Below are 12,388 nucleotides of genomic sequence, written 5' to 3' on the forward strand. Positions count from 1 at the left end.
GCCTTTTCGCTAAGCAGGGAACTAGCCGCCCAGCTCGGCTGCGTCCTTGCGTACGTGATACAGCACGTAGCCGTAGCTCAACTCGGTCGCCAACGGATGCCGCGCGATCCAGTCGCGAGCCAGATCCGCCGGAAATTCAAGGTGAAGTACCTTGGCGAGATCCTCTGCCGAGTCGAAGCTCCAACTGCTCATCACCTCATGGCGTTGGGCTCCCTGCGCGGCCCACCACCGCCGGATGTAGCCATCCTCGCCCTGATCCGCGGCCCAGTTGCTCTGCCGTAAAAGCGAAGCGAATTCTCCGTGCTGGTGGTCGTTGTCGATCACCAGCAGCGACCCTCCGGGGCGCAGGACACGCAGGACCTCGCGTAGTCCGGCGGCGCAGTCGTAGTTCGTTGAGGGGAAGAAATAGGCGAAGCGCGCGTGCACCACCTCCACGCTGGAGTCCGCCAGCGGAAGATGTTCGGCAGACCCGTGCAGCACCTGAACCCGCGAACTGCGCGCCCGCGCGGCGTCCAGCAGGCGCAGATCCGGTTCTACGCCGATAACCGTGCCATGCTCGGTGAGATATTTGGGGAGCCAATAGCCGCTGCCGCACCCCAAATCCAGCAGGACCTTGCCCGCCCAGGGCGCCAAGGAGCGCAATTGCGCAAAGAGCACCCCGGTTCGATCCAGCGCGCTATTTTCAATCTCGTAGACTTCCGGGTCCGCCCCCTGGTTCGGGGCCGGAAGGAAGTCGCCCAATTCGTTTGCCATGTGCTTGCGGCCGGTTAGACCAGCGAGTCCTTCCACGCCTTGTGCAGCGAAGCGAAACGTCCCTCGTCCGCGATCAGCTGTTGCGGGGAGCCGTCCTCGATGATTCTCCCATCGTGCACCACCAGCACCCGGTCGGCGATCTGCACCGTGGACAACCGGTGGGCGATGATCAACGCCGTACGGTTCCCCAGCAGCTGCTGCAGGCCGCGTTGCACCGCGCGCTCCGAAGGAATGTCCAGCGAGCTGGTGGCCTCATCCAGGATCAGCACGGCCGGGTCGGCCAAGAAGGCGCGAGCGAAGGAGATGAGCTGGCGTTGCCCGGCGGAGACGCGACCGCCACGCTTATTCATGTCGGTCTCATAGCCTTCGGGAAGTTCGCGGATAAATTCATCGGCGCCCACCGCCCTAGCCGCATCCTGGATCTCCGCGAGCGTCGCGGTGGGCTTGCCGAGCGCAATGTTCTCGGCAACCGTCCCGGAGAACAGGAACGCTTCCTGGGTGACCATCACCACATGCCGGCGCAGTTCCTGATTCGAGAGCTCATTGATCGGGACCGAATCGATTTCCAGGCTGCCCGAGCGCAGATCGTAGAAACGGGAAATGAGTTTTGCGAGCGTGGATTTGCCGGCACCGGTCTGCCCAACCACCGCCACCGTTTGCCCGGCTTCAAGCTTCAGATCGAAGCGGTCCATGATGATCGGCCCTTGCCCGTAGCCGAAGACCGCGTCACTGAAGACGATCTCTCCCTTGACCTGCTCGATACTGCGCGGTGCCAGCGGTTCCCTGACGCTAGGTTCCTCTTCCAAGAGCCCGGAGACCTTTTCGAGGGCTGCCGTGGCCGACTGCAAGGAGGAGTAGAACATGGCGATCTGTTCGACCGGCTGGAAGACGCGTTTAGCCGCAAGCAGCAGCGCCACCATCACGCCAACGGCCAGCGTCCCATCCAGAATGCGGAAGCCGCCGTAGGCGAGCAATACCGCGACGGTGAGGTTTCCAATGAGCACCAGGCCCGGCTGGAGAATGCCGAATAAGTTGAAGGAGCGCACCGAGTTGACCCGATATTTTTCGGCGATCTCAGCATAGTTTTCGTCATTTGCCGCTTCTCGGCGGAACGCCTTGACCGCGCGAATGCCGGTCATCGTTTCGACGAACATGGAGATCACCTTCGCGGAAACCACGCGGGACTCGCGGTAGAGCACCTCGGAACGGCTCTGGTACCAGAAGAAGAGGATCGCCACCGGTATGGCCGCGATGCACAGCACCAAAGCGCTGCGCCAATCCAGGATAAAGATGGTGGCCAGCGTGAAAATTACGAAGACGCACGAGGAGGCGAGTTCGGATACTCCTTGATCTAGCAGTTCACGCAGGGTTTCCAAGTCCGAGGTCTGCCGCGAGATGATCCGGCCCGAGGTGTAGTTCTCATGGAACTCGAGGCTCAGCCGCTGGGTGTGGCGGAAGACCTGCTGCCGCAGATCCAAGAGCATGGCCTGCGAAATGCGGGCGGCGCAATTGATGTACCAGGCCAGCAGGACGCCGGCCAGAATGGCGCAAACAATGTAGGCGCCGCCCGAAACTCCCAGCGCGCCCCAGTTACCCTCGCGGACCTGCGGCAGCGTCCAGTCGATGGCCAAGGCAATGAGGATAGGCAGGACGACGCGGGCCGCATTGGAAACCAGCACCAGCACCACGGTGAGAATGAAGAGTTTCTTCTGCGGCATGGCGAGCGTCGCCAGGAGCCTAAAGGAACGGCGGCGTACTCGTTTGCGTTGGGCGCCGGAGAGGTTGATGTTGTCCTCTTCGGTGACACCTAGTGGTTGGCTCATCGGGCGACCTCTTCGCTCATCGGTGCTTCGTCATCCAGGCTGGCAATCACATATCGGTAATGTTCGTTCGTGCTCAGCAGGTGCGTGTGGCTGCCGATCGCGTCGATGCGCCCATCGCGCAGCAGGGCCACCCGGTCGGCGAGCATCACGGTGGAAGGCCGGTGAGCCACCACCAAGGTGGTAGTGCCCTCCAGGACCTCGCGCAGCTTCGTGGTGACGGCTTCCTCCGTGCGCACGTCCAAGGCGGAGAGCGGATCGTCCAGGACCAGGATCCGGGGCCGGGCGGCGATGGCGCGGGCCAGGGCCAGACGCTGGCGCTGGCCGCCGGACAGGGACAAGCCTTCCTCGCCGATGAGCGTATCGACCCCCTGCGGCAGCTGATAGGCAAAGTGCGCCTGCGCCACGTCAAGGGACTGCGCCAAGAGCGCTTCGCGCTGCGCGGGGCTGTAATCCGCCGGGGCACCGAGCAGCACGTTTTCGCGGACCGAATTCGAGAATAGGGTGGTGTCTTCGAAAGCCACGGCTATTTCTTCGCGCAGCTCTTCCAGATCCCATTCGCGCACGTCTTGCCCGTGCACCAGTACCTGCCCGGCGCTCACCTCATGCAGTCGGGGGATCAGGTTCAGCAGTGTCGACTTGCCCGAGCCGGTGATTCCGACCAGCGCCATGGTTTCCCCGGCGCGGATCGTCAGCTCGATATCGGCAAGGATGGGGCGCCCGCGCCCGGAGGCATCGGGGTAGGCAAACCGAACGTGCTTGAGCTGTACTTCGCCGCTGCGTTCGGCCGGGGAGTTCGCCTGGGCGGGGGAGACGATGTCGTTGGAAGCGTCCATCACTTCGAAGTGGCGGTCCAGTGCGGTTTTGGTGCTCAGCGTCATGCCCAGCAGCATCCCCATGCCTTCCACCGGGCCTGCGATCACCGCTGCGATGGCGAAGTAGGCCACGAGCGAGCCGATGCTCAGCTGCCCGCCGGCAACCAGCGAGATGCCGATCAAGACGCCCAGCCCCAAGATCGTTTCGGGGATTGCGACGACGGCCATCAGGAAGCTGGCCAGGGTTTTGGCCTTGCTGATTTCCGTCTGTTGCAGCGATTTGGCCTGCTCGCTGAATCCGGCGTACACGTGGGGGCCGCGGCCGAAGGCCTTGATGACGCGAATGCCATGGACGGACTCTTCGACGGCGGTCGCCAGGTCGCCGGCCTGGTCTTGGCTCAGCCGGCTCGCGGCCCGGTAGTTGTTGCGGAAGTGGTAGGCCTTGATCGAGATGGGGATGGCGCCTAGCAGGTAGAGCAGTCCGAGGATCCACGAGTGGTAGAACATCAGCGCCAGCCCGGTGATCACGGTGACCGTGTCCACGATGAGCATCATGGCGCCGAAGGCGAGCCAGCGGCGCAGCAGCGACAGATCCGACATCGAGCGGGAAAGCAGCTGGCCCGAGCCCCAGCGCTCGTGGAAAGCCACGGGCAGGCGCTGCAGATGCTTGTAGAAGCGGATGCGCATCTGCGCTTCCAGCCCTGCCGCCGGGTTGAGCACGAATTGGCGGCGCAGGAAGATGAACAACGCTTCCAGGAAACCCAAGGCGCCGACAATCGCCATGGCGATCCAGATTGCGTTGTTCGTTCCATCGCTGTCCAGGACGTTGTTCACCAGCCAGGCGAGGACCTGTGGAATGACGAGGGCGACAATACCTGCGCCCAAGGCGCAGAGGAAGCCGCCGATGAGCCGCGGAAGAATCGGGCGGACGAACGGCCCCAGCCGTTTTAAGGTGGTTGTCAACGACACCGCTTCAGCTGCTTCTGAGTTTTGTTGTCGCGCCATGCGAGTTCCCCACCATCACCAATAACAATATCGACCGGACTACAGCCTACAGTCAGTAGTTGGGAAAATTCAATCAAATAATCACTAGTGGATAGATTATTTGTTGCTGGCTCAGAGACGGCTTCAGGCCCCGCACTTGAACCAAGTGCGGGGCCTGAAGGAATGGATGATCAGTCCCTTGCGGTGAGCGTGAGCAGTACTGCCTCGGGCGGGCAGGCAATGCGAAATGGTGCGAAGCGGGAGTGGCCCAGGCCCGCCGAGACGTTCAGTGGGACGGTGCGCCCGGCATATTCCCATTCGGTCAGCCCGCGGGCTCGCCACGTCGGCAAATCGCAGTTCGACACCAGGGCGCCGTATCCCGGAATGCATACCTGTCCGCCGTGGGTGTGGCCGGCGAAGATGATATCCGCCCCGGCCTCGGTGAGCTGATCCAGCACTCGTTGGTAGGGGGCATGGGTCAGCGCGATGCGTACGTGCGGAGCCTGGTATCCGGTGACCGAACCTTGCGGCCATCCAGCGAATTGGTCGCGATCCAGGTGCGGATCATCGATGCCGGTCAGATCAAGCCGGATTCCGTTGAGCACGGTGGAGTAAGCCCGGTTGGTCATGTTGACCCATCCGGCGGATCCGAAGGCCCGGTGCATCTCTTCGAAGGGCAGCTTGTCACGGCTCGAAGGGTTTGGCGTGCCGGAGCTTGCGCTGAGGTAGCGCAAGGGGTTCTTCATGCGCGGCCCGTAGTAGCAATTCGAGCCCGGCACGAAGGCGCCGGGGAATGCCATCAATGGCTTCAGCGCGTCGATCAGCGCCGGAACGCCATCGCGGTGGCTGAGATTGTCACCGGTGTTGATCACGTAGTCGGGGCGCTCGTCGGCGAGCCGATGCAGCCAGCGTCGCTTGAGGGCTTGGCCGGGGATCATGTGGATGTCCGAGAGGTGGAGCACGCGGATATCGCCCGCGCCGCGGGGAAGCACCTTGACGGTTTCGCGACGGAGCCCGAATTTCTGGGTTTCGTATAGTCCGTAGCCAAGCACCGCCGCGCCTGCTGCGACGGCGCCGCCGGCAAGCAGTGCTGCCGTGCCGGTGGCTCGACCGAATGCCGAAGAGAAATTAGTGTGTTCAACCATGACCGGTCCGTCATTGTCCTTTCAAGGGAACAGACCCGTTCGGGTCTGGTGATAGTGCCAATCTAAACCGAAAGGCCGCGTTCAACCAAAGTTGAACGCGGCCTTTCGGCGACTACCTAGTCGTCCGAATCCCCTCCGGGCTTGGCCGGAGTAGTCGGCTTCGACTTGTTTTGGCCGTTTCCGTTGCCATTACCGTTTCCATTGCCGGTGGCTTCAGACTTGTCGTCTTCGGACTCCTTGGAATCCTCTTTTTCGGAGTCTTCCTTTTTCGAATCTTCCTTTTTGGAATCTTCTTTTTTGTCCTCGTCGTCGTCGTCATCCTTTGGCTTTGGCTTCGGCTTCGGTGCCTTGCTGACCGAACCGAAGGAATCGCGCTCGTACTGCTGAACTGCCTTGGACATGAAGTCAACCCACAATGGAGCCGCATAGGTCGAGGAGTCAACCATCTCCGGAGCGCGTTCGTCGTTGATCATCGCCCCGTGCAGGGAGTTCTGCTTGGTGGCGGCCTTGCCGTCCAGGCGTCCGACCCAAGCCGCGGTGGAAATGCCCGTGCTGTAGCCGACGAACCAGGTGGAGGTGGCGTAGTCATTGGTGCCGGTCTTGCCTGCGATCGGTCCGGCAACCTGGCCCTTGGAGACACGGTTGGTGGCGATCTTCTTCAGCGTGCCGTTCAGGTCGGCCACGTACTGCGGGTCGATCTGCTGGGAGCAGTCTTGCTTCGGCACCTTGTACTTGGTTCCGTCCTTATCGACCACCGAAGTGATGGCCCGTGGTGCGCAGTATTCGCCCTTGTTGGCAAAGGTTGCGAAAGCCGCAGCCTGTGCCATCGGGGTGATATTTGCCGAACCGATGATGAACGCTGGGTTCGCCGGTGAAATTGGCGCTGGCTTGCCATCGTCTGCATCCTGATCCAACAGGCCCAATTTCTTGGTGTAATCGGCAATGGTGCACAAATCAACCTTATTGGCTTCCTGAATCGTGGCCGAGTTGATCGACCAGTACAGGCCGGTATCCACGGTCATGGTGCGGTAGAAGCCGCGCGAAGCATTTTTTGGAGTCCAACTCGAGCCTACGGTTGCAGTTCCCCCGGGAAGGCAGGAAGCCCTCCACTTGTCTCCGGGCCTAAAAGTTTCCTTTTTCGCGTTGATCTTGTCGTACATGTGATTGCCCTCGTGGAGCCATGCAAGAGTTGTGTAGGGCTTCATGGTCGAGCCACCCTGGAAGCCGCCAGCGCCACCCAACGCTCGTTCCACTGCGAAGTTGTAGAAAGTCCGGCTGCCGGTTTCTTCGGATTTTGGGGCGTAGGTGGTGTTCTGCGCCATAGTCAGAATATTTCCGGTACCTGGTTCAATCGAAACCAGCGATGAGTGGATGTCCTTGTTCGACTTGGCATCAGGATCAATGGCCTCGCGGGCGTCCTTGGCGGCCTTCTTATTCAACGCGGAGTTCAGCGTGGTCTTGATAACCAAGCCGCCACGGAACAGCAGGTTTTCGCGGTCTTCCTTGGTCTTGCCGAAGTTCTTGTCTTTGAGAACCAAGTTGGTGATGTAGTCGCAGAAGTAACCCGCGTCATCGGCAGCCATGCAACCCGAAGCCGACGAGCTTGGATCCACGCCCAGCTTGGACTTTACGGCCTTGTCGTATTCCTTCTTGGTGATCGCGCCGGTGCGGTACATGTTGCCCAGCACCTTATTGCGTCGATCCAAGGAGCGTTCTGGGTTCTTGATTGGGTTGTAGACGTTAGGCAACTGCACCATGCCGGCGAGCATCGCCGACTGCTGCAGGTTCAGGTCCTTGGCATCCACGGAGAAGAAGCGCTGCGCGGCGGCCTGCACGCCATACTCACGACCCGAGAACAACACGAGGTTCAGGTAGCCTTCGAGGATTTCGTCCTTGGACATTTCCTTTTCAATGGCTACCGCGTACTTCAGCTCGCGGATCTTGTCCGAGTAGTCCTTGTTGCCCGATACCGTCGTCTCGTCGGCTCCGGTCAAGATCTGGTTATTGACCAGCAGGTTGTTCACATACTGCTGAGTCAGCGTGGACGCACCGGAACGCGAAGAAGAGGTGGCGTTGCTGATGACCGCACGGGCAATGCCCTTGGGGTCAATGCCGCTGTGCTCGTAGAAACGCTCATCCTCCACCGAAACAATTGCTTTGCGCATGAACGGAGAAATGTCCTTGAGGTCCACCGGATCGCGGTTCTGTTCATAGAACGTCGCGATCAGCTTTCCATCGGAGTCCAAGACCTGCGAGGGCTCGGGAATGGGAAGCTTCTCGAATGTGCTCGGAAGCGCGCTTACAATATTATTTCCGGTGGTCAAACCGGTTTTTGCGATAGCTGCCACGGGAACGAGCATGCCCGCGGCCAGCACGCCACAAAGGGCACTGATTCCGAAGAACGCAACGATCTTTCCCAAAGTGGTAGCTGTATCAAAAAAGGGTGACTTCTTGGCTGCCATACCTACTAGTTTACAAGGACGCGCTAACGTATCGAGTATGACTAAATGGGAATACGCCACTTTGCCGCTCGTTATCCACGCAACCAAGCAGATTCTGGACCAGTGGGGTGACGATGGTTGGGAGCTCGTAGCGATCGTTCCCGGCCCCAACGGCACCAATCCAGTGGCCTACATGAAGCGTCCAAAAGCCTAACTTTCAGAAGGAGTAAAACCCCATGCAAGAAGCTACTTCCTCGCGTGTCGAAGCACGCCTCGCAGAGCTCGATCTGACCTTGCCAGCGGTGGCAAAGCCGGTCGCGGCCTACCTGCCAGCAATCACCACCGGCAACTACGTTTACACCTCCGGCCAGCTTCCGCTGATTAACGGAAAACTCTCAGCTCTTGGCAAGGTCGGCGCCGAGGTTTCGGCCGAAGATGCCAAGGCCATGGCGCAGACTTGCGCACTGAACGCACTGGCTGCCATCAAGGCAGAAATTGGTGACCTAGATCGCATTAAGCGTATCGTGAAGGTCGTTGGCTTCGTGTCCTCGGACCCGTCCTTCACCGGCCAGCCTGGGGTCATCAACGGGGCCTCGGAATTCTTCGGAAATGTCCTGGGCGAGGCTGGCGTGCATGCACGTTCGGCCGTAGGCGTGGCGGTTCTGCCGTTGGACGCTCCGGTCGAGGTTGAGGTCATCGCCGAATTTGAGTAGTCCACAACGCGATTCCGGTGTGCGCCAAGGGCGGTCTAGTCCGTCCGCGACGCGCACCGGAGTTTCGCGTCGCCTCGTAGAACTACCGCCGCATCAAATTCCAGCGGCGGAAAACTGGTTCACTTTCGGTTCGCGGACCCCGCGCACCGCCCGCCGTGCTTCCTCGGTCTGCCTGGTTCAAGACGGGGTGCACGGAGTAGAAACGTTCCTGGGCTACCGCCCCGGCGAGTCCCCTCTCGGGAGTGTGGCTTTTCCCGGAGGCAGCGTCGAAGCGGGAGACCGCGTGGAGTACAAGTGGTTCGGCCCGAACCTTTCGCAGTGGTCCAAGCGCATGGACGTGTTGGACCAGCAGCTCGTTCGAGCCCATCTGGTGTGCGCCATCCGCGAACTTTTCGAAGAAACCGGGATCCTGCTGGCCGGAACCGACGAACAGTCGGTTGTCGAAATGAACGATCCCGAGGAATGGATGTCCGCCCGCGAAGCCATCGCCGGACAGGACCTGGCCTTCGAGGAATTTCTTCGCCGGCGCGGGCTCGGCCTGCGCACCGACCTGCTGCGCCCGGTCAGCCACTGGCTGAGTCCCAACTTCGCCTTCCGGCGATTCGACACCTGGTACTTCACCGCAACGGTTCCCGTGCACCAGGAGCCCCGCCTGCTGCGCGCGAAGGGCAAATGGGCGCAATGGTGCAGCTCCGAGCAGATCATGGCCCAGCGAGCCACCAGCGAGCTGGGAGACCGCATTGGCCAGCCGAGCACCGTTGGCCTGAGGTTGTCGCAGATAACCAGCCCAGCGGTCGAGCAGATGCTGGAGCGGATGGCCGATGCCCACGGTGCGGTCGCCTACCTGTCGCGAGCGCGCACCTTGGATGTGCAGCATCCGGACCTGCTGGTGCGTGACGGAACCTATTATCTCGAAGTGCTTAGCGCGCTCGGGGTTGAATCGACGCGTCCTTGGCAGGCGGAACCGGGCCACTAGACCGACGGTCAAAAGCAAAAGGCCGGACAACCCGCGAGGGTTGTCCGGCCTTTTGCTCAGCGGTGCTTAGCGCGAACGCTGGCGCAGACGCTGGATGTCCAGGATCACGACGGCGCGGGCTTCCAGACGGAGCCAGCCGCGCTGCACGAACTCGGCCAGGGCCTTGTTCACGGTTTCGCGGGAGGCGCCGACCAGCTGGGCCAGCTCTTCCTGGGTCAGCTCGTGAGCGACCAGGATGCCATCGGTGGCTGGGCGACCGAAACGGTCAGCGAGGTCCAATAGCGCCTTAGCCACACGGCCAGGAACATCGGAGAACACCAGATCGGCTAGGGATTCATTAGTGCGACGCAGACGCGCAGCCAAAGCCTGCAGCAGCTGGATCGAGACCTCCGGGGAGTTCAGGATCGCCTTGCGCATGTTTTCATGGCTCAGACCAGCTAGTCGGGTCTCCGACACGGCGGTTGCGGTTGCGTTGCGCGGGTGTGGATCGAACAGCGCCATTTCGCCGAACAGTTCACCTGGGCCGAGCACGGCAATCAGGTTTTCACGTCCGTCGGCGGAAGTGCGTCCAAGCTTGATCTTGCCCGAGACGATGAAGTAGAGACGGTCACCCTGATCGCCTTCGCGGAACACTGATGCACCGCGAGACAGATCGACCTCGGTCAATTCTTCGGTTAGCGTGGCGAATACTTCATCACCAAGCGACGCGAAAAGCGGCGCGCGGCGCAGTACCTCGATATCCATTAAATCTCCTGTCAACAGTAGTAAGCGCTCACTTCATTGTGCCGTATTCGGTAACAATGTGACAGTTTCCACACGTGGTTTAACCAAGAAATGTTGAGAATCACGCTCGTCATACAAAAACTCGCGAATATTCTCGCAGAAATCCATCAGCTTCTAAGGGTACCTTGGGTTAATAGTAAGTTTGTGAATGAAGTGGGGTCTCGGTGCTCGGAGTATTCAGTTGGCTAGACGTTGCCATCTGTGTAGTTTTACTTTCATTTTTTATTGCCGGAATCCGTCGCGGCTTCCTCTATACGGTCGGCGACATGCTCGGGCTCATCGCCGGAGGCATCGCCGCATTCTTCGCCATTCCGCTGGTCTCGACCTTCGCCTCAAACCCCTGGTGGCGGGTCGCTCTGATGGTCGCCACGGCCGCCGTGCTGATCATTTTGGGCCAGGCCCTGGGCAGGGTAATCGCCACCCGCATCAGGCGCTGGATGAACTTCGATTTCCTGCGTGCCGCAGACGGTTTGGCCGGTGGCGTGCTTTCGGTTTTCATTACCGCCACAATCATCGGCGCACTGGCATTTTCCACGTCAAGCATGGGTATTCCGCGGCTTTCGAGCGAGATCGACAAGTCGAAAATGATCGCCTCGATCCGTGGGATGACACCCGAATTCGTGAACTCGGCAATCTCCTCGGCGCGTTCGGCGGTCATGGCCGAAACCATCCCCGCCCTGCTCGATCCCTTCGCCCCGCCGGTGCAGCCGGTCGAGGAAGGCGAATGGTCCGCCAACGACCTGCAGCGGGCCTCGGTGAGTTCGGTGGCAAAGATCTCCGGGACGGCCGTTCAATGCGGTGTGAACCTCACCGGTTCCGGCTTCGTCATCGACGACCAATTGGTGATGACCAATGCCCATGTGGTGGCAGGTTTGAGCGCGGCTACGGTGGAGGTCGAGGGTGATCAACTTCACCGCGGAAAGGTAGTTTATTTTGATCCGGAAGCCGATATCGCGGTGCTGCGTGTCGACGGGATGGAAGCGCAGCCTCTGGAGCTCGCCGACGAGAATCTGGGCCGCGGCGAGCAAGCTGCCTTCATCGGCTATCCGGCCGGTGGGCCGTTGCAGGTGCGCGGCGCGGTGGTCGCCTCACGCGCCACGGTGTCCATCGCCAATATCTATGGCGAGAACCCCGCCGCGCTCTCGGTTTACCAGCTGACGGCCAAGGTGGCCCAAGGCAACTCCGGCGGCCCCATGGTCAACGATTCCGGCGAAGCGGTAGGCATGATCTTCGCCAAGTCGCGAGGCAATGACGAGGTGGGCTTCGCGCTGAGCCTCGAAGAGATCGAACGCGCGCTCAAGGCGGCCGGGGACCGCACCACCTCGATCAAGACCGGTGAATGCATCGGCGGCTAGCGGCCGAGGATATGCGCCAGCTGCTGGACCGCGAGCCGGTAGCCATTGGTCCCGGCGCCGATGATGATCGAGGCGGCCACGGGGGAGACGTAGGAGTGATGGCGGAATGCCTCACGCCGGTGCACGTTGGAAATATGGACCTCTATCACCGGCAGCGACACCCCGCTGAGCGCATCGGCGATGGCCACCGAGGTGTGCGTGTAGGCGCCCGGGTTGATGATGATGCCGGCTTTGGTCAGCCGCGCTTCGTGAATCGCATCGATGAGCACGCCCTCGTGGTTCGACTGGAAGGCCTCCACGGTGAGGTCGTATCCCGCCGCGGTGCGCTGCGCCAGCGCCTCGACATCGGCGAGCGTTTCATGGCCATAGATTTCGGGTTCGCGGGTTCCTAGCAGGTTCAGGTTCGGTCCGTTGAGTAACAAGATGGTGCGCGAAGCGTTTTCAGACATGGAAACAATCTAATACACCTCGCGTTTGCTCCGGCGCTTCATGAACGTTTATGCGCTAGCTAAAAACGAAACGGGCCGCCGCTGGCGCACTCCGTTGCCGGTTGAACCGGTTGGCGGTGGCGCAGGCGGCGGCCCGTGGATCCCGGCCTGGGGG

Annotated in this window: 11 protein-coding genes; 4 read left to right on the forward strand and 7 right to left on the reverse strand. The window is 61.0% G+C overall.

The features are described 5' to 3' along the window. Positions 1-21: 21 nt before the first annotated feature. The 5 genes from CQ019_RS00540 to CQ019_RS00560 form a co-directional block, all read right to left on the reverse strand. A complete protein-coding gene (locus CQ019_RS00540) occupies positions 22-753 on the reverse strand; it encodes a class I SAM-dependent methyltransferase (protein ID WP_105553249.1) in 732 nt (243 codons plus the stop codon). 14 nt (positions 754-767) lie between these two features. After that, complete coding sequence (locus CQ019_RS00545) at positions 768-2,576, reverse strand: ABC transporter ATP-binding protein (protein ID WP_105568705.1); 1,809 nt, start codon at positions 2,574-2,576, stop codon at positions 768-770. Further along, positions 2,573-4,393, reverse strand: coding sequence for an ABC transporter ATP-binding protein (locus CQ019_RS00550; protein ID WP_105553247.1), 1,821 nt, complete (start codon positions 4,391-4,393; stop codon positions 2,573-2,575). Before CQ019_RS00550 ends, CQ019_RS00545 begins: the two co-directional genes overlap by 4 nt. A 170-nt stretch (positions 4,394-4,563) precedes the next feature. Further along, on the reverse strand, positions 4,564-5,517 hold the full coding sequence (locus CQ019_RS00555; protein ID WP_105553246.1) for a metallophosphoesterase: 954 nt from the start codon (positions 5,515-5,517) through the stop codon (positions 4,564-4,566). A gap of 116 nt (positions 5,518-5,633) precedes the next feature. Further along, positions 5,634-7,979 (reverse strand): transglycosylase domain-containing protein, encoded by a 2,346-nt coding sequence (locus CQ019_RS00560; RefSeq protein WP_105553245.1) that lies wholly within the window; start codon positions 7,977-7,979, stop codon positions 5,634-5,636. A 37-nt stretch (positions 7,980-8,016) separates the two neighbouring features. Between CQ019_RS00560 and CQ019_RS18395 the strand changes: the two genes are divergently transcribed. The 3 genes from CQ019_RS18395 to CQ019_RS00570 are packed head-to-tail and all read left to right on the forward strand — an operon-like array spanning position 8,017 to position 9,647. Next, positions 8,017-8,172: a hypothetical protein gene (locus tag CQ019_RS18395; RefSeq protein ID WP_096283344.1), complete on the forward strand. Its 156-nt coding sequence runs from the start codon at positions 8,017-8,019 to the stop codon at positions 8,170-8,172. Between the two features lie 22 nt (positions 8,173-8,194). Further along, positions 8,195-8,671 carry a RidA family protein gene (locus CQ019_RS00565; RefSeq protein WP_105553244.1) on the forward strand — a complete coding sequence of 159 codons (477 nt, stop codon included), beginning with the start codon at positions 8,195-8,197 and terminating at the stop codon, positions 8,669-8,671. A 19-nt stretch (positions 8,672-8,690) separates the two neighbouring features. Continuing rightward, a complete protein-coding gene (locus CQ019_RS00570) occupies positions 8,691-9,647 on the forward strand; it encodes an NUDIX hydrolase (protein WP_105568706.1) in 957 nt (318 codons plus the stop codon). 66 nt (positions 9,648-9,713) lie between these two features. Here CQ019_RS00570 and CQ019_RS00575 read toward each other — a convergent pair whose 3' ends face one another. Beyond that, the gene (locus tag CQ019_RS00575) at positions 9,714-10,391 is read right to left on the reverse strand and encodes a Crp/Fnr family transcriptional regulator (RefSeq protein ID WP_096257040.1); all 678 of its coding nucleotides are present in this window, start codon (positions 10,389-10,391) and stop codon (positions 9,714-9,716) included. 203 nt (positions 10,392-10,594) lie between these two features. Between CQ019_RS00575 and CQ019_RS00580 the strand changes: the two genes are divergently transcribed. Then, positions 10,595-11,785: a MarP family serine protease gene (locus CQ019_RS00580; protein ID WP_105553242.1), complete on the forward strand. Its 1,191-nt coding sequence runs from the start codon at positions 10,595-10,597 to the stop codon at positions 11,783-11,785. Here the strand turns inward: CQ019_RS00580 and aroQ are convergent. Then, positions 11,782-12,234 carry a type II 3-dehydroquinate dehydratase gene (gene aroQ, locus CQ019_RS00585; protein WP_105553241.1) on the reverse strand — a complete coding sequence of 151 codons (453 nt, stop codon included), beginning with the start codon at positions 12,232-12,234 and terminating at the stop codon, positions 11,782-11,784. The two genes, CQ019_RS00580 and aroQ, sit on opposite strands and share 4 nt — an antisense overlap. Positions 12,235-12,388: the final 154 nt, after the last annotated feature.

The organism is Arthrobacter sp. MYb229 (genome assembly GCF_002975405.1).
Lineage (GTDB): Bacteria > Actinomycetota > Actinomycetes > Actinomycetales > Micrococcaceae > Glutamicibacter.